This window comes from Puia sp. (assembly GCF_036500295.1).
GTDB lineage: Bacteria > Bacteroidota > Bacteroidia > Chitinophagales > Chitinophagaceae > Puia.
In genome coordinates, this window is the sequence record NZ_DASYCH010000084.1 from 1 (window position 1) to 17,832 (window position 17,832).

At 53.9% G+C, this 17,832-nt stretch carries 13 protein-coding genes; 9 read left to right on the forward strand and 4 right to left on the reverse strand.

Annotated elements, in window-relative coordinates; genetic code table 11:
- Positions 1 to 294 precede the first annotated feature (294 nt).
- Together VGM48_RS16285 and VGM48_RS16290 are read left to right on the forward strand one after the other, a co-directional pair.
- On the forward strand, positions 295 to 810 hold the full coding sequence (locus VGM48_RS16285) for a hypothetical protein (RefSeq protein WP_331580996.1): 516 nt from the start codon (positions 295 to 297) through the stop codon (positions 808 to 810).
- Positions 701 to 1,498 (forward strand): TonB family protein, encoded by a 798-nt coding sequence (locus VGM48_RS16290; RefSeq protein WP_331580999.1) that lies wholly within the window; start codon positions 701 to 703, stop codon positions 1,496 to 1,498. The genes VGM48_RS16285 and VGM48_RS16290 overlap by 110 nt, the downstream gene beginning before the upstream one ends.
- A gap of 59 nt (positions 1,499 to 1,557) precedes the next feature.
- Here the strand turns inward: VGM48_RS16290 and VGM48_RS16295 are convergent, their stop codons facing one another.
- Positions 1,558 to 3,150 (reverse strand): rhomboid family intramembrane serine protease, encoded by a 1,593-nt coding sequence (locus VGM48_RS16295; protein WP_331581001.1) that lies wholly within the window; start codon positions 3,148 to 3,150, stop codon positions 1,558 to 1,560.
- A 662-nt stretch (positions 3,151 to 3,812) separates the two neighbouring features.
- On the reverse strand, positions 3,813 to 4,334 hold the full coding sequence (locus VGM48_RS16300; protein WP_331581003.1) for a hypothetical protein: 522 nt from the start codon (positions 4,332 to 4,334) through the stop codon (positions 3,813 to 3,815).
- Positions 4,335 to 4,755: 421 nt separating this feature from the next.
- Between VGM48_RS16300 and VGM48_RS16305 the strand changes: the two genes are divergently transcribed.
- A complete protein-coding gene (locus VGM48_RS16305; protein ID WP_331581005.1) occupies positions 4,756 to 5,511 on the forward strand; it encodes a hypothetical protein in 756 nt (251 codons plus the stop codon).
- A gap of 8 nt (positions 5,512 to 5,519) precedes the next feature.
- Here the strand turns inward: VGM48_RS16305 and VGM48_RS16310 are convergent, their stop codons facing one another.
- Together VGM48_RS16310 and VGM48_RS16315 are read right to left on the reverse strand one after the other, a co-directional pair.
- Positions 5,520 to 5,996, reverse strand: a complete 477-nt coding sequence (locus tag VGM48_RS16310) for a nuclear transport factor 2 family protein (RefSeq protein ID WP_331581007.1) — start codon at positions 5,994 to 5,996, stop codon at positions 5,520 to 5,522.
- Between the two features lie 19 nt (positions 5,997 to 6,015).
- On the reverse strand, positions 6,016 to 6,471 hold the full coding sequence (locus VGM48_RS16315; protein ID WP_331581009.1) for a GNAT family N-acetyltransferase: 456 nt from the start codon (positions 6,469 to 6,471) through the stop codon (positions 6,016 to 6,018).
- 190 nt (positions 6,472 to 6,661) lie between these two features.
- Between VGM48_RS16315 and VGM48_RS16320 the strand changes: the two genes are divergently transcribed.
- The 6 genes from VGM48_RS16320 to VGM48_RS16345 form a co-directional block, all read left to right on the forward strand.
- The gene (locus VGM48_RS16320; RefSeq protein WP_331581011.1) at positions 6,662 to 7,360 is read left to right on the forward strand and encodes a hypothetical protein; all 699 of its coding nucleotides are present in this window, start codon (positions 6,662 to 6,664) and stop codon (positions 7,358 to 7,360) included.
- Positions 7,361 to 7,465: 105 nt separating this feature from the next.
- Positions 7,466 to 8,680: an MFS transporter gene (locus VGM48_RS16325; protein WP_331581013.1), complete on the forward strand. Its 1,215-nt coding sequence runs from the start codon at positions 7,466 to 7,468 to the stop codon at positions 8,678 to 8,680.
- Positions 8,681 to 8,853: 173 nt separating this feature from the next.
- Positions 8,854 to 12,075: a TonB-dependent receptor gene (locus VGM48_RS16330; protein WP_331581015.1), complete on the forward strand. Its 3,222-nt coding sequence runs from the start codon at positions 8,854 to 8,856 to the stop codon at positions 12,073 to 12,075.
- Positions 12,076 to 12,086: 11 nt separating this feature from the next.
- A complete protein-coding gene (locus tag VGM48_RS16335) occupies positions 12,087 to 13,718 on the forward strand; it encodes a RagB/SusD family nutrient uptake outer membrane protein (RefSeq protein WP_331581017.1) in 1,632 nt (543 codons plus the stop codon).
- Positions 13,719 to 13,762: 44 nt separating this feature from the next.
- Entirely contained in the window at positions 13,763 to 14,905 is a 1,143-nt protein-coding gene (locus VGM48_RS16340) for a glycan-binding surface protein (RefSeq protein WP_331581019.1), read from the forward strand.
- 28 nt (positions 14,906 to 14,933) lie between these two features.
- A partial coding sequence (locus VGM48_RS16345; protein WP_331581021.1) for a glycosyl hydrolase family 28 protein occupies positions 14,934 to 17,832 on the forward strand: 2,899 nt, incomplete at its 3' end.

The following is a 17,832-nucleotide window of genomic DNA, read 5'->3' on the forward strand; positions in this document are numbered from 1 at the left end:
CTTTAAGGGGCTCCACATGCAGGTACCCAATTCCCACTTGGGTCCACCGTGTTCAAGATTAGTGATTTCGATAAAGGCATTTTGGCCAACCAGGTCTGGGAGCATAGCAAAGGACTAATTGGCCAAAAATATGGAATAACAGCAAGCCTGCAATTCGACCATTTATAGCTGTTAGAAGGGTCAATAATATAGGTGTACAAGCAATTTATTTGGTGTTTCTTTGCTGAAATGGTTTTTTTTGAATGGGGAATAGGGCGAGTTCTTCCACAGACCCAATTACAAATTTAATAAGGGATGAAAACAAATAATAAGCTTCTTTATATTATCATACCAATAGTCAACAGCTTGCTATTTTTCGTTATCCCTGACTATTTTTTTTGGTTTGCGGTTGTTCTTTTTATAGGTGCATTTATCTGTTTGGCGATTGTTGCTATTGATATTTTGGACAAGACGAACAACTGGAAGGATGCCTTAAAAATTTTGGGAATTGGAGCAGCAAGCTACATAGTAGGAATATTATTGATAATATTGAGAAATTATTTCTTAGGTTATTATTCCTCCTTCGCCGCCCACTGCGATGGCCTGCATTTCACCGGGGGAATATATCGCTTCGATGAAAGCGTTTCCATTGGTTTCCAGTTTCTGACGAATCATAAGCCATCAAATATAGCGTATTACCTGGTTTTTCTATATTTGCCACATGCTAAAACCAACCCTGCTAACCCTGATCCTTATGAGCCTGATGCGCATTTCGGCACTTGCACAAGACACCACCTGGTCCAAAGTCAAGTGGAAGATGACCCCGGATGACGAGGAATATGTTGCATATGAAACCAAATTGAAGACTGACAGCGGTCTTGTTGTGAAGGTATTTTACGAGAATGGCGTCGCCGCAATGACAGGCCTGTTTGTCGGCGATTCTCTTCTTGTGCAAAGCGGAGTAGGTAAGGTCTTCACGAGCAAAGGGGTTTTGAACCACCTCCGTACCTTCACCAATGGAAAGCCCAACGGCGAGGAGGTGATCTACTCCGATGACGGCAAAGAAATGTTAAAGGGGGCCAACACAAACGGCGAACGGGAAGGCGAATGGACGAGCTACTATCCCAGCGGCAAGGTAGCAGGCAAAGCGGTATACAAGGCGGGAGAGCAAACCAGCGCCACCCTTTACAACGAGGACGGCTCGGTCCGGCCTGACAGGGTTTTTATGCGAATCGCGGATTTTGCGGGGGGCACAGCGGCCTACGCTAAATTCATAAAGAAAAATGTCCGCTATCCCGATTACGATTTCGACCGCAGGATCCAAGGAACGGTAGTGGTGCTCCTCAAAATAAGCAAGACCGGCCAGTTGATGGACGTGCGGATTGATCAGCCGGCAGAAAAGCACCTCGACGCCGAGGCACTTCGCGCCCTGCGGTTGCTGCACGATTTCGAACCGGCTATTTTGGGAGGCCTCCCGGTGGATAGCTGGATCAAAGCGCCGGTAGTCTTCAAACTATAGCCCTGCTATTTACCCAACACACTAATGACCGGCTTCCGAGCGTTTTGGATATAGGGCTATCAAACAGATCCATTTGAGGGATTTTCCAACGGAGCCGGTGTAATTTCATTCACCTCTGTCCTCATCCGCTGCGACAACAGCAACCCGATCACAAACCCGCTTACCAGGCCGCCGAGATGCGCGGCATTGTCGACGGAACCTCTAAGCCCCATCAGCAAATTATAGCCAATGAAGATCAGAATGCTGGGGAGGAAGGCCTTGCCGAAGTCCCGGGGATACACCTTTGTCAGAATCAGGGCCAGCAGTGTTCCGTAGAGGCCGAAGATGGCACCTGAAGCGCCGACGCTCACGGTGGCATTGTGCCACCAGAGACTGGTGAGACTGGCCAGCACGCCGACCGCCAGATAGACGCCGGCAAATTTGACTCTGCCCAGTTTGGGTTCGAGGAAGAGCCCGGCGAAGACGAGACCAAAGGTATTGGCGAACACATGGATCAGGCCGCCATGCAGGAAGATGCTGGTGATCAGCCGCCACCACTGTCCACCCGCTACCGAGGGTTTGTAGTCGGCGCCCCAGGCTAGGAGATCAGGGGCATCGAATGAAAGAAAGCCCAGACCGGCGAAGACCATGGCAACAAAGATCAGGATGTTCAGATCGGCGATGATCGGTGTTATGAAATAGCCCTCCCGCGGAAGCAATAGACTAAATACGTCCCTGGCATCCCCCTTCGACCGGGTCTTTCCACTCTGCAACTTTTTGACATTGTCTTCATTCAATGCGGGGATCAGGATCATGATCAGCCAGACGCCGGCGCCGATGGCAAAGGATCCGAATATCCACGGGAGTTTGTTCCCATTCCGGGCTTCAAAAGACCCATCGATGGGGACTAAAACGAGGTCGCGGTTGCCGGAGACTTGTTTATTTTGCTTGATTGCGGCCCGATACCCGCGATGGTCGTCGTTGTTGCCGATCATATCGAGATAAGTGAAATCAGCGAGATCGCGTTTTTCAAAATTGGCTTCGCTCCCTTCGGCGAAAGCCTGATACAAGGCCTTCTTCGCATTCTCCGAAAGACTGTTGCTGATCTGCTGGTGATACTTGACTCCCAACCAGGCCAGGCAAGTGCCCTTCCCCGTATCTGCCGCCGACACAAGAATCGGCGAGACGAAGCACAGATCCATTTCAAGATGTTCGTCGTTTTTGCCGCTTGTCTTGAAGATCGCCTTTGCCCCGGAATGCGCCTTGTCAATGTAGAAGGTTTTTAACGTATAATATTTTGTGGGCGCCTGTTGGCCGATGTTGTTGATATTCTGTAAAGCGGTGAGCTTGCCGGACGCGGTTTGAAGATAGGATTGCGCAACCAGGGTGGGCGCCGCGATGCCAAAGCAGGCGATAATTACGTATAGACCAGGCAGATCACCGCTACGGGTTTTTAGTCGCAGCAATTTCACCCGACGCTGGAGCCAGATGAATCCGGGGATGAAAGGAAGGAATATCGGGATCCAGAGATTGATGATCTCCCCGTTGACCGAGAATACTTGAAATTTGATGAGCAGCAGCCAATTGAGAAAAGTGTAACCGCCGATGATGGTTAGGCCGAGCGCAATAAAAGGCAGGTAGATAAGCTTTAGCTTTTGGGGGAAATTGTTCATGGCAAGGGTTTAGAGTAGGGAAAGCATCGCCAACAAATATGCGAAATTTTAACAAGATTTCATAGCGACGCCATTATTTCGGCGGCCGGGATCATAAGACGATGATCGGCTGGGCGTAGTCTTTACTGCCGCCGGAGTGTGAAAGCCGGACAATATCGGTTCCTGCCTACTCTCATAAGCTACACATGTCTATCAGATCTTATAAATCAAACTCCCTTCAATCGCCATAATTTGCCCTACCCACTCTTCCGTCTCGACAAAAAATATGTCAAGAGGATTGGGTAATTCTTCATGGTCAATGACATCGTGGGCCAAATCAATTACAGCCTTTTTCCCACTTTCTCAACTTCTCGCTAATTCGAAACCAAGTATCAGGCTAAATTCATTGGCTCTCGTCTGCCCATAATGATAAACCCTCTTTATGTTATCCAGATCGCGGAAGCGGGCGATCATTTTTTCGATAAGGAACCGATTTAGCGGTGTCCGTGGGATTCCAATCTGGACCTCGCTATTTGCCGAAATCTCATATTCTTTGGTGTCTTGCCTTCCTTTTTCCAGCACAAAGGTATTCGGTGAATTATTATTGATAACAATCCTTGCGATACTATTAGCGTCACACAATTCCAGCACATCGGCATGACCTAAGATATAAAACCGCACCTTCACTTAATTTGATTGAATCCGCTGCCCTTACCATAGTTACGTCTTACCATGTAAATCTCTCCTTTTTCAAGCATCCCTTTAAGCTCCTGTCTCACATAGATAGAGGTGTCATCTTTAACGAAATGATCATCGCCAGTTATGGTATTGACAAAGTAGTTATACTCCAAACTACTATGAATAGCCAGTACCGTGTCGCCCTTGATTTCGGCTAATCGCAAGAAATAATAGGTCGTTCCGTCATTTCTATGCTCGCTAATCGTATAAACATCGCCCACCTTAGGATTTGCCACATATTCAGCGTTGTTCTTTTGATTGTTGCTGTTCCAAAAGATCCAAAATGCTCCAATGACAACGGCCAGAATTGGTGCTGAAAAAAGATAGAGAGGGGTTCTTGCAACTTTTTCATATTTCCTAACTAAAATCTCAGACCTGGTATCATCGCCACACTTTGTACATCGTATTTCAAAACGCTTCTTACCAATTGGGAAAACCGGGATAAAACTGAGATGAAAATAAGGCATGTATACAGTGACTTCTCGTTCAAAGGCCTTACACGGGTAACAAATATTCTCTTGGTCCGTATATTTGGCAATTTTAGCGACTCTTCTACCAAAAATATAAAACATCGAATTTCTCTTTAGGGTTAATGGTCATTCTATTCGAAAAAATACACAATTTTCTCTTCGATCCCAACTAAACTATATAGACCATTACCACGGGAATAGGCACAGCCTGTCGGTTTTCTCTGATTAAAAGGCGAGCTGTAACCCGGATCAAGAACGGTGAGACGCTGCAGCGATCACATTCAGCTATGACTACGATAACGCCGGCCGGCTATATCGACACGAATTTCCCGCTTTTGAACACGGCGGTGTAATGATGTCAACTTGCCGGTACAAACGCCCCGGGTTTTATTATTTTCGCGGCTGAAATTAACCCCTTATGAGTCGCACCACCCTGCTAACCGTCTTAGTGGCCTTTTGTTTCTTTGTTTCCTGCAAGAAGAACAGCAGCCCGAAAACTGCCGTTAACAGCACCCCTGCCGAAAATCAGGTCAAGCTTTACATCGCAGAGTATCATTCGTCGCTTACTTCCAATTCGGATTCCTTTCACATCAGCTATGACAACGCCGGCAGACTGGCCAGCGCCATTTCGTCAAGGTATAAGTATACCTATTCCTATCCCACAAGTACCAGCGTGGTATGGGACTTTGCGTCGGGCGGCCAGCCCTCCGTCCATGAGGTAGACTTTTTCAAAGACGGACAGGTCGACAGTACTTTTCGAACGGAGGGTCTGGCTGACACGCTGACGGGGAAATATGAATTTAACGGCAACTTCCTGAGCAAGCTAACTCTCCAGTGGGGTTATCAAGGTATACAAAGTGTCTTTATGCGGGTTTCGTATACGAATGACAACAATGGGAATACCATCAAGACTATTCAAAACGACGAACAAAAGTCGTATCAATATATTGCCGAATATACGTATACAGACAAGCCAGGTCCGCTGCCGGTTGCCCTTCCCACGAATATCCCGGTGCCGGCGAAAAATTTGCCTTCCACACAAGTCATTACGTATACAGGCAATCCTACAAGAACAATTACCATTAGTTACGGTTACGACGATCACGGCCGCCTGGTCAAAGAAACCGATATGGAGGACGAAAAAAATTATACCGTAAAATCCTTTATTTACTAACCGTTGTTTTATTGGTTCCCGGCATGCAGGCTGATCACCCGCGTTATCTGCCACTGCCCTTTTCTCAACCGCCAGATGACGATAAACTTATCCGGCTTCGATAGCGAGTTATTCTCCGCGTGATTGACGAATTGATGAAGCCCGATCTCAACGGCGCCAAAATTTGGTATCGGATGAACCTCGATACTCCCCTTTACCAACACCCGCGTCACCTTGCCGCAGATATTTTCCTTTATCGCGGCCAGAAGCGCCTTTTTGGAGGTTTCCAACCCGCTGCCATCATGGTAAAATTCGATGCTGTCGGCATAGATAGCCGCCTGTTTCTCCATGTCGCAGCTGTTGTAGGCGTTGAAGTAGACGCTGTCCATATGGACGATCGCATTATACAGGTCCTGCGATTTCGGTAGAGTTTGAGCGTGTGCAGTGACCGAGGCAGCCAGGCTGACTAATGCGGCTAAGAAGGCGGAGGTGATGGTTTTTTTCATGATTTTTCGGGAGACCCGCTCACAACACTTTTTGAAAATGAAATCCCAGAATGGCATACCCCTCATTGTAATAGAACTTATGCGATTTGCTATTCTGTACAAAGGTATTTAGTTCGATCGTCTTGCATTCGTGCTGATGTGCCCAGTCCTGGATACAGGCGAAGAAGTATTTCCCTACGCCCTGTGAGCGCAAGGTGGGGTCGACGATCACATTGTCGACCTCCAACTGTTTCCCTGAGTAGAAGCGAACCGTTATCCACCCATTCGACATCGCAACCAGTTTCCCCGCCTGCCAGAGGCCAAAGCAGTGATAGGTGGGCAGATCGAACATCTCGGTGAGATAGGCCCGAACTTTTTTGGGGTCCATGGCAGGATGTAATTTATTGGCGATCGGAACGATGATGGGGCTATCCTCGCGGGTCAGCTCCCGGAACTCAAATGGTGGATCGGTCGAAATAGTTTGGTTGTCATTCATGGTCTTGCGTTGTCCCGGCTAAAAAAGGACGATCAAAAATACAAAATTAATCGGGGCCTGTCTTCACGATCATTCGCAAAATCAACACGGCTATCCCTCATTTCTACACGCTTCCGCAATTTCCCGACGCTGCGGCGAATATTTTGCTAATTTGCGCCCTGATTTTTAACCCCTAAAGTTTTAACACCCTATGGTTCGTTTTGGTGCAAGAAAGGCGTTGACCCTTCTATTGGGCGCCGTTGTCGTTTTTGGACTCTCCAGCTGTCTCGGTCCGCATAAGATCAATAAATGGGTAGCCCAACATTACCGGGACGAGCCACCCGCCGATCCCCCGCGAAAAAAGAATGAACCGATCGCCATCTCTTCGGCCCTGCCGGAATCGGGCGTGAAGTTGTCCGAGACCCAAAAGAACTGGAGCCACCTGCTGCCCCTGCTTTTCTACTGGCAGTTCGATTACCGGAATACCTGTACCCTCAACCCGGAGATAGGAATAAACAATTTCACTTCGACGGTATTCGCCTACGCCGGCCATGGACTGAAACAGAAGATTACCGGCTATCACCTCGAGCTAAAGATCGAACAACTGCCGCAGGCCTTTCTGCTGGACGACAAAGGTCACCTGATCTGGGTGATCGTGACGGCGGTGGGCTGGGAGAAGCTATCGGTCCAACCCACGACGAAGGATATGGTCGTCGCCTACCGCCTTCTCGGCAGCAATAACGAAGAACTCAAAAAGGGAACGATCACCATCGCCGACAACGAAAAGAACCTCACCCTGGGAATGTTTCAGTCGCTGCGCAAGATGACCAAACAACACCTCAGCAACTATGACGCAAACATCACCGCGATGACAAAAAGGTTTGTCGATAAGTTGGTGACCGAACTATAGACTCCAGGGTCAAGGCCTCCTTACTTCGTCAAGGCCATCCTTACTTCGGTATTGGGTGGTCTTTTTTTATTTTAACGCGGAACAACTTCTTATTTTTGCCGGGCGATGAAAAAAGTAAGCGAGCTGAATCTGTTCAGGGCGTTCCGCAGTCTTAACTACACCCTCTATTTTATCGGCCGGGCGGTCTCGCAATTCGGTACCTGGATGCAGCGCACCGCCGTGATCTGGCTCGTCTACTCCATCACGCACTCCGCATTTCTGATCGGGGTGACCATCTTCGCCGAGATATTCCCCTCCTTCCTGTTTTCTGTCGCCGGCGGGGTTGCCGCAGATCGCTATGACCGGTACAAGGTGATCAAGATCACCCAGATCGCCTCGATGATCCAGTCGGTACTGCTCGCCGCGCTGGCGTATTCGGGCCACGACGTCGTATGGGCGATCCTGGTCCTGAGCGTACTCCTGGGGATCATCAACGCCTTTGACGTCCCCGCCCGGCAGGCCCTGGTCAATGACGTCGTTGCCGACAAGGCCGACCTCCCCAACGCCCTATCCCTGACCACGGCTACGGCCAGCCTCGCCCAGCTGCTCGGACCCGCACTGGCGGGGATCGTATTGAGCGCATTTGACGCGGCCACCTGTTTTCTGATCAACGCCGCAAGTTTTGGGGCCGTGATCCTCTCCCTGCTGCTGATGAAGCTGCCCGCCCTTACGCCAAGGAAAAAAGAGAAGAAAGCGCTGGCGGACTTCGCCGAAGGATTTGACTACCTGAAACAACGACCCGACATCGGTTTCATCATCCTGATGCTGGGGATCATCAGCCTGCTGGTGCTTCCCTACAACACGGTGCTGCCCATCTTCGCCAAAGAGATCTTTAAAGGAGACGCGACGACTTTCGGCTATATCAACAGCTTTGTCGGCGTAGGATCCGTCATCGGCACGATCTACCTCGCCTCGCGCAAACCCGGCGCACATTTAAAAAAGATATTATTCGTCAGTACGCTGATCCTGGGAGTGGGGTTGATCTGCTTCTCACAGGCAACGAATTTCCCGCTGGCGCTGTTCTTCGCGGTGCTCGCCGGTTTCGGGTCCGTCGCCCAGTTTACCATCTCCAACATCTTCGTCCAATCCGAATCGGCGCCCGAAATGCGGGGCCGCGTGATCGGTATCCTGCTGATGGCCATCTTCGGGATGATGCCGCTGGGCAGCCTGCTCATCGGCGCCGTCTCCGAGCACGCCGGCGCGCCGGTAACGGTGCTGGCGCAGGGGATCATCGGGCTGATCGTAGCGCTGGGCTTTGCCAGATTCTTGAACAAGCGATAGCCGATAAGAACTGTTGATAGCCGATGAGATCCGATGAAAACCGAAATAAAGCGGCCGGGGTTTACGGCATTCGGTGTGCGCGCCCGCATATCGGCGAACAGAGGTCAATGGGTGGATAAAATCGCATCATCCCCAAGGGCAAATCCTTTCTAAGTTTGCCCAAATTGCTTCTCATGCGAAAATTGATCTCTGCTTCGGCCCTATTCCTTCTGCTGCTGATAGCGCTCGTCCCGCGGGCCCGCGCCCAGTCCCGGCCGGTGACCGGTACCGTACAGGATGAAAAAGGGAACCCCCTCGCCGGCGCCACCGTCACGGTAAAAAGCGGCTCCCCTTCGAGCACCAACGTAAAAAGCACCGCCGCCCCCGCCTCCGCTTCCACCGCCACGGACGCCACCGGTCATTTTAAACTCGCCGTACCCGCCGGCAAACAAACGCTGGTCGTCTCCTATGTCGGCATGCAAAGCCAGGAGCAACCCGTAAAAGGCGCGGATGCCGGGGTCATCGTCCTAAAAGCCGCGAGCAACAATCTCGGCGACGTCGTTGTCGTAGCCTATGGCACGGTGAAGAAGAAAGACCTTACCGGATCAGTGGAAACGCTCTCCGGCAACGAACTCCTCAAAGGCAATCCAACGAACATCGTGTCGGGGATGCAGGGCAAGCTCTCGGGCGTAGTCGTCAGCCAAAGCGATGGCGCACCGGGCGCCGGACTGAACATCACGATCCGCGGCTCCAACTCCTTCATCGGAACCCAGCCACTGTACGTCGTCGACGGGATTCCCTATGTCATCGGCAACAGCGACGCCACCCCCGCCTCCGTAAACGGCAGCGAACAATCCACCGTCAACGCGCTTTCCTTTATCAACCCCAACGATATCGAATCGATCACCGTCCTCAAGGATGCCAGCGCCACAGCCATCTATGGCTCGCGCGGCGCAAACGGGGTCGTCATCATCACGACAAAAAAAGGCAAGAAGGGCGAAGACCGCATCGAACTAAACGCCAATACGTCGGTATCCAAAGTGATCCGCGAGATAAAGATGCTAAACGCCTTCGGCTATGCCTCCATGCAGAATGAAGCGGTAAGCAACGCCAACTACTTCGAACCCGGCCCCACGGCACGCACGCTTCCCTTCCCCGGTCAGCTCCAGCAGTCGCCGACAAACCCCGACTCAACGGTGTACTTTCCCGGGCCGAAAGACTTTATCGGCAAAAGCACGGATTGGCAGAAAGAGATCTTCCACACCGGCATCACCAACAACTATACGCTCAACGTTTCAGGCGCCAACGATGCGGGCAGCTACCTCCTCTCCGGCAGCTATCTCGACCAGACCGGCGTGATCCAGGACTCCCGCTTTAAACAAATGGGCATCCGCGCCAACCTGACCCGCAACGTAAAGAAATGGCTGACGGTAGGCTCGAACACCAGCTTCACCCGCAGCACGAATCAACTGGTGAAGACAAACAACGAAGACCTCAACGGCGGGGTAGGGGTCGTAAAAGCATCGCTGGCCTTCTCCCCGACGGCTCCCCTGCGGGACAGCGCGACCAACCAGTACACCGCGGCCACGGAGGTGTCCAACCCCTATGTCTATGTCCACAGCGTCAAGAACCAGATCGGCGTAACCAATATCTTCTCCTCCAACTACCTCGAAGCCAAGATCGCCAAAGGGCTCACCTTCCGGCAGAACATCGGCATCAGCTACTACAACAACCAACGCGAGCAATATTATCCCCGCACCGTCTATGAAGGGCTTTCCTTTCTCGGTCTCGCCTACCAGTCCCAGGGCTGGTACAACTCGATCACCTCGGAGAGCCTGCTCAACTTCGCCCGCACCCTTGGCAACCACCAACTGCAGTTCACGGGTGGTTTCACCTACGAGGACGACCAAAGTTCGACCAAGAACGAACAAGCCAGCAATTTCGTGAACGACGCGCTGCAGGACAATAATATGAACGGTGGACAGAACATCCCCGTCCTCAATACCAACAAAACCCGGTCGGACCTCGTGTCCTTCTTGGCACGGGTAACCGATAATATTAACGACCGCTATCTGTTCACCCTTTCGTTCCGGGATGACGGGACCAGCAAGTTCCAGCCTCGCAACCGGTGGTCATCCTTTCCATCCGGCGCTTTCGCCTGGCACCTGTCCAACGAACCCTTCTTCCAAAGCCTGCTGTCCACCCTCAGCGACGCAAAGCTGCGGGTCAGCTATGGTCGAACGGGCAATCAGGGTGTCGGCCCCTACATGACCCTCTCGAAACTGGTCCCCTATCCCTATACCTTTAACGGATCGCTTGCCAACGGATATGCCAACGACTACTATGCCGGTCCGGGCAATGTGGATCTGAAGTGGGAGACCACCGACCAGTACGACGCCGGTCTCGACCTCGCCTTCCTCAAGAACAGGATCACCTTCCATGGCGATATCTACTACAAACGCACCCACGATCTGCTCCAGAATATCACTATCCCGCCCACCACGGGCTACGGCACCCAACTGGTCAACCGCGGCGAAGTGGCCAACAGAGGCCTGGAGCTGAGCGTCGCAGCCATCCCCGTGACGACAAAGGATTTCAACTGGAACCTCTCGGCGAATATTGCGTTCAATCGCAACAAGATCGTGTCGCTCGGCGGCGGAGTTACCGAACAGTTCGCCACCCGCATCAATACCAACGGCGACCAGCCGTTCATCCAGAAAGTGGGTCAACCGATTGGCGCGTTGTACGGTTATGTCGAACAGGATATCTATCGCAACGAAGCGGAGGTCCGGGCCGACCCGGTCATGGCGGGGCAACCGGATGCCATCATCAAAAGGACCGTCGGCGAGATCCGCTATAAAGACCTCGACCACGACGGCGCCATCACGGCCAAAGACCAGACCCTGATCGGGAACGTCAATCCGACCTTTACCTATGGCATCACCAACAGCTTCACCTGGAAAGACTTCGACATGAACTTCCTCATCCAGGGCGTCTATGGCAATGACATCATCAACATGAACACCTACTACCTGTCCAATATCGGGGGCTTCAACAACATCACCCAGAAGATGTGGGACGATCGCTGGACCTTCACCAACTGGGAACATGCAAAGAGTCCCAAGGCCGAACAGCAATACTGGCGGCAGTTTAAATTCACCCGCCGCTTTATCGAAAACGGCTCCTACATCCGCCTGCGCAACTTGACGCTGGGCTACAACCTCCGGCCGAAAATCCATTTCATCCAGAGCATCCGCATCTTCGCCACCGCCAGCAACCTCGTGACGATAACTAAATACAGCGGGTTCGACCCCGATACCAATGGCTATGGCGATGACCCTTCCCGCCGTGGTGTCGATATGGGCGGCTATCCGAGTTCGAAAGTGTATAACCTGGGTGTACAATGCATCTTCTAAAAATGTTTGCCATGAAAAAGTTCGTTTTTATCCTGATACCGGCGCTTTTCCTGCTGTCCACTTCCTGTAAGAAAGTGCTCAAGGAACAGCCCTACAGCTTCCTGTCCTCGGAGAATTTCTATAAGGACGCCGGCGATGCGACCGCGGCCGTGAACGGCATCTATAACACGTTCTGGGGCTATGGCCTCATGAAACAATCCTATTGGCTGATCGACCTGGACTGCGATCATGCGATGGGCGCGGACTGGTTCCTCGGGAATATCGGCGCCGGTAACCCCTCGGCCTTCTGGGGGATCAATAACATCTGGAGCGACCACTATCTCCTGATCAGCCGCGCCAACGACGTCCTCGAGAATATCGTCAACACTCCGATGGACGCCGATCTGAAGAAACGTCTCATGGGCGAGGCGACCTTCCTCCGGGGCTGGGCGTATTTCGACCTCGTTCGCATCTATGGCGCCGTCCCCGTGCATCTGAAGACGGTGGCTTCCGGCGATAAACCCAATATGCCGAAGTCTTCCGTGGCAGAGGTGTTCAATGTGGCGATAAATGATTTCAAGACGGCAGAATCGATGCTGTTCCCCGCCAGTGACAGCCGGTCGGGAGAGAAAGGCCGCGTCACGCGCGATGTCGCCTCCGCCTTCCTGGCAAAGGCGTATTTGACGATGGCCTCCGGATCGCTGAAAGGCGCCTCCCTGACGATCCGCGGCGGCCAGGACAATGCGCCCTATACCTACACCAAGGATGTCGTGGCGGGCTATGAGGGTTTCGACAGCCGCGCCTATTTCGACAGCGCCCGGATGAAGAGCCTGGAGATCCTCGGCGACGGACAATATTCGCTGTTCCCGAATTTCATGGATATCTGGCAGGTCGCCGGCCGCAACCAGAAAGAACATATGTGGGAGATCCAGGCGCAGACAGCCGATGCCAACCTGGAAACAAATCTCTTCTATTATTTCAACGCCGCGATGCCCGACCGCAGCGGGGTCGCCGCCACCTGGATGACCGATAACCATTACAACGATTATGAACATAACGACGACCGTGTCCTCAAAGGCGTCGCTCACCAGTACATCGTTGACTACCGCCAGCCACAGTATACCAACTATATCCTCTATCCGCAGCAGGACACGGCGCTGTATAAAACCGACGGGTCCGGCAACACCTATATGTGGAACGGAACCTATTACGATCGCGCCTATTCGAATAAATACAGCTATGTCAACGACCCGGGACCCAGCAACTCGGATAATTTCTTCCCCATGCTGCGCTACGCGGAGATCATGCTGACGTATGCCGAAGCCGAGAACGAGGTCAACGGACCTACTCCGGCCGCCTATAAATATGTCGATAGCGTTCGCCTCCGCAGCCATGCCAGCCCCACGCCCCTGGGTCTCTCGCAGGACCAGCTGCGCAGTTTCATCTTCGAAGAACGGGGTCGCGAATTCGTCTTCGAGGCGCAACGCCGCTATGACCTCCTGCGCTGGGGTGTTTACCTGCAGGTGATGAACAAACTGGGCGTCATCATCCAGGGCAACGACCGCCTCACCAAGGTTCGGGCCTCCCGCAACCTGCTGTTCCCGATCTCGACCGACGAAATAAATACGAATACTGCAATTGGCGGTAATAACCCCGGCTGGTAATCGGACCGGCCGCCGGCCGGTTATCCACAAATAAAATAACAATCATGCTTAGTCATAAATTTCTTTTCCGCTGCTTCGCCGCCCTGCTGATCACCGGCGCCGCGCTCGCCGCCTGTAAAAAATCGTCCCCGCGGGCGATCGGCACACCCACCATCACCCGCATCGCCCAGCCCCTCGACAGCAGCGGCATCGACACGGGCAGCTTTACCCAATGGGTGATCATCTACGGGACCAACCTGAGCACCACCCAGTCGGTGACGTTCAATGACCAGCAGGTGCCGTATAATACGATATATGCGTCCGATAGTTCGATCACGGTACAGATCCCCCGGGCTATTCCGCAGAAAGTGTCGAATACGCTAACGGTGACGACAAAAGGCGGGACCGCCACCTATACCTTCACCGTAATGATCCCCGATCTGCAGGTCGGCGATATGCTCAACGAATGGGCCGCCGCAGGCGATACCCTCACCCTGCTGGGCCAGAACTTCGATCTCTACGATCTCGACACCACCGCCACGACCCTCCTCTTCACCGGCGGCGCGACGGCCAATGTCGTACTCGGGACGGCAACCACGCTAAAGGTCATCGTACCCGCCAACGCCCAGCCGGGACCGGTCACCGTAAAAGGACCGGCTCCCCTGAATATCAACCAGCCGACTGTCGCCTGGTTTCATGACAACCGCAATTTCCTCTTCGATATGTCCAATTTCAATGGGTGGAACGGCAGCAGTTACCTCTCTTCCGGACCTACCCCGGCGCCCATCAATGGACCTTATTTCAAAGTGTCGAAGAACTGGCAGGGCGGCTATGCCTGGGACCCCTTCTGCAGCAACAACTGCGCGATGCCCGCCGAACTCGTAAGCGACCCCTCACAGTATGTGAACTACGCCGTCAAGTTCGAGCTATATACCCCCGCCACGCTTCCCGCGATGCCGCTGACGTTGTATATGTGTTTTAATAGCGGTAACTTCAAGGAGTACTTCTTCGATGTCAGCGGGAATAATACGTATCCCTTCACTACCGGCGGCAAATGGCAGACCTTTACCGCCCCGCTGAGCAAATGGGGTAACCTGCAGGGCTTCGCCTTCTCCGACCCGATGATCATGGAGTTCATGCTGAAGGACAATAACCCCAGCGTAAGTAATTTTTCCATCTGTAATTTCCGGATGGTAAGGATCAAATAACCGCAAGAGAATCACCAAATAGTTTGTAATGCGAGCATTCCTTCCGTCTGTTACCCTGCTATGTTCCCTGCTGTTGACCCTGGCGCTTCAAGGCCAGGGTCCGGCGGGAGCTGTTTTCAACATCCGCACCTATGGGGCAAAAGGCGACGGCAGGACAAACGACACCAGGGCGATAGACAAGGCCATCGCGGCGGGAGTAAAGGCCGGCGGCGGCGTCATCGTCGTGCCGGCAGGCGTGTATGTGATCGGAACCGTCCGCCTGTATAGCAATATCCAACTGCATTTACAACCCGGATCGGTACTGCTGGCCTCGGATAACACCAACGACTACCTGCTTCAGAAGGACTATGGTTTTTGCGGCAGTGGGGCGGGTGGGATAAAGCTCGGGCTGATCTTTGCCGACCGGGCCGAGAATGTCTCGATCACCGGGACGGGGATCATCGACGGCCGAAGCGAAGCCTATATGTACGCCGACAGCGTTCAGGTCAGCGGCGAAGAAGACAGCAAATACACCCGGCAGGGAACGGGCTATATGAACGCGCCCGAGGGCAAGGCCGAGGCGCCCCTGATGTGGAAGGGGTCGTTTGCCGACCGGCCCGGCACGCAGATCATCTTCCATGCCTGTAAGCGGGTACTCGTCCGCGACATCACCGTGCGCAACGCCAACGACTGGACGATGGACCTCAACGCCTGTGACGACGCGAAGATACTCGGGATGTCCATCGATAATAATATGGCCGTTCCGAACAGTGACGGCGTAGACATGTATGACTCGAAGAATGTGATCATCGCCGACTGCGATATCCGTGCGGGTGACGATGCGATTGCCGTCGTCAGCACCAGCGATCTGAAGGTCACCAACTGCAACCTCCGGTCACGCAGCTGCGGCATCCGGATAGGCTATAACGGGTTCAACGATAACAATTCGGGAAACCTGCTATTCGACAATATCCGCATTTCCGGCAGCAACCGCGGCGTCGGCATCTTCCAGCGCCGTAAAGGCGACATCGCCAATATGCTCTTCTCGAATATGATCATCGACACGCGGCTCTACCCGGGTCAGTGGTGGGGTCACGGCGAGCCGATCCATATCAGCGCCCTGCCGGGCCTCGGCAGTAAAGAGGTGGGCACGCTGAGCAATATCCGCTTTACGAATATCATCGCGCGCGGCGAACAGGGCATCGTCTTATACGGATCGCCGGAAAGCACGCTACGGGATATCCGGTTTGAGAATGTGCAGCTGACCATTGTCCGCGGCCGGCTGACCGATCAGTATGGCGGGAATTTCGATCTCCGCGCCGTCAACGATCCGCGGCAGGGCATCTTCAAACACGATATCCCCGCGCTCTTTGCGCGGCATGTAAAAGGGCTGACCGTGCGCGGTCTCGATCTGCGCTGGGACTCTACGCTGCCGGCGTATTTTACGAATGCCATCTATTGCGAAGATTTTGACGGGGTGCGGATCGAAGACTTCAAAGGCGAAGCGGCGCCCCATTCCGCCGACCGCCGCGCCATTGTATTGCTGGAAGGCCGCGACGCCGAGGTGCACACCGATGGCGCTGCTGCGGCGACCACGGGCGGCGGACCAGCCGAAGCAACCGGCAACTACGGCCAACTGCCCGGCAGCCTCGCCTATACGCATACTTCCCCAAAAGGATTCGTCACGCGCACCGGCACCGCTTTCACCATCGATGGGAAACCCTATGCGTACATCGGCGCCAACTACTGGCAGGGCGCCCTGCTCGCCAATGCCGCCAACGGTACGACCGGCCGGGCCAGGGTGCGACGGGAACTGGACTTCCTCGCGGCCCACGGTGTCACTAACCTCCGCATCCTTGCCGGTGCCGAAGGCAGCGGCGCGATCGACGGGTCCTGGCGTGTCGGTCCCTCCCTCCAGCCGCGGAAAGGCGAGTTCAGCGAAGCGGCGCTACGCGGGCTCGACTTCGTGTTGAGCGAGATGGGCCGGCGCAACATGAAAGCCGTCATCTATTTATCGAATAACTGGGACTGGAGCGGCGGCTGGCTGCAATATCTCAACTGGAACGGCCTCCTGAGCGACGCCGACCTGCACCGCAAAATAAGCTGGGACGAGATGCGCGATAAGGCAAGCCGCTTCTACGATTGCGCGGACTGCATGGCGGACTACGACCGCCTCACCAAAAAACTCGTCAGCCGGGTAAACAGCATCACGGGCAAACCCTACACCGCCGATGCGACCATCATGGCCTGGGAACTCGCCAACGAACCCCGCCCCATGCGCCCTGCGGCCTATGATGGCTACCGCAAATGGGTAGCCGCGACCGCGGCGCTGATCAAATCCCTCGACCCCGATCACCTGGTCACCACCGGGACCGAAGGCATGGCCAGCACGGACGACGATCTCGGCCTCTACACGGCTATTCACGCCGGCAGCAATATCGACTACCTGACCATCCATGTCTGGCCAAAGAACTGGGGCTTCTTCCACGATACGGCCATCGCCGCGGGCATGCCCCGCATCCTCGCCGACACCCGGAGCTATATCGACAAACACCTGGCCGTCGCCCGGCGCCTTGGCAAGCCGATGGTCATCGAGGAGTTTGGGCTTCCACGCGACGGCGAGTCCTTCGACCCCGCCTCGCCGGCTACCCTTCGCGGCCGGTATTACGACCTCCTCTTCCAGACGGTGAAGGAAAGTGTCGCGGCCGGCACGGGGCTCGCGGGCTGCAACTTCTGGGCCTTTGGCGGCGAAGGACGGCCCATCCGCGGGCAGACGATGTGGAAGAAGGGCGACACCTGGCTCGGCGACCCGCCGATGGAAGAACAGGGGCTTAACGCCGTATTCAGTACTGATGCCGGGATCTGGAAATTGATCACCCGCTATTCGGAAGCGGCGCCATTTGCGGCGGCCAACACTCGCGCCCCGTCCGCGGCCATCCCCGGCTCCG

Excerpts from the sequence above, each read along its gene's own strand:
- VGM48_RS16285 (WP_331580996.1), top strand. The coding sequence starts at position 295 with ATGAAAACAAATAATAAGCTTCTTTATATTATCATACCAATAGTCAAC.
- VGM48_RS16290 (WP_331580999.1), top strand. The coding sequence starts at position 701 with ATGCTAAAACCAACCCTGCTAACCCTGATCCTTATGAGCCTGATGCGC.
- VGM48_RS16295 (WP_331581001.1), bottom strand. The coding sequence starts at position 3,150 with ATGAACAATTTCCCCCAAAAGCTAAAGCTTATCTACCTGCCTTTTATT.
- VGM48_RS16300 (WP_331581003.1), bottom strand. The coding sequence starts at position 4,334 with ATGCCTTATTTTCATCTCAGTTTTATCCCGGTTTTCCCAATTGGTAAG.
- VGM48_RS16305 (WP_331581005.1), top strand. The coding sequence starts at position 4,756 with ATGAGTCGCACCACCCTGCTAACCGTCTTAGTGGCCTTTTGTTTCTTT.
- VGM48_RS16310 (WP_331581007.1), bottom strand. The coding sequence starts at position 5,996 with ATGAAAAAAACCATCACCTCCGCCTTCTTAGCCGCATTAGTCAGCCTG.
- VGM48_RS16315 (WP_331581009.1), bottom strand. The coding sequence starts at position 6,471 with ATGAATGACAACCAAACTATTTCGACCGATCCACCATTTGAGTTCCGG.
- VGM48_RS16320 (WP_331581011.1), top strand. The coding sequence starts at position 6,662 with ATGGTTCGTTTTGGTGCAAGAAAGGCGTTGACCCTTCTATTGGGCGCC.
- VGM48_RS16325 (WP_331581013.1), top strand. The coding sequence starts at position 7,466 with ATGAAAAAAGTAAGCGAGCTGAATCTGTTCAGGGCGTTCCGCAGTCTT.
- VGM48_RS16330 (WP_331581015.1), top strand. The coding sequence starts at position 8,854 with ATGCGAAAATTGATCTCTGCTTCGGCCCTATTCCTTCTGCTGCTGATA.
- VGM48_RS16335 (WP_331581017.1), top strand. The coding sequence starts at position 12,087 with ATGAAAAAGTTCGTTTTTATCCTGATACCGGCGCTTTTCCTGCTGTCC.
- VGM48_RS16340 (WP_331581019.1), top strand. The coding sequence starts at position 13,763 with ATGCTTAGTCATAAATTTCTTTTCCGCTGCTTCGCCGCCCTGCTGATC.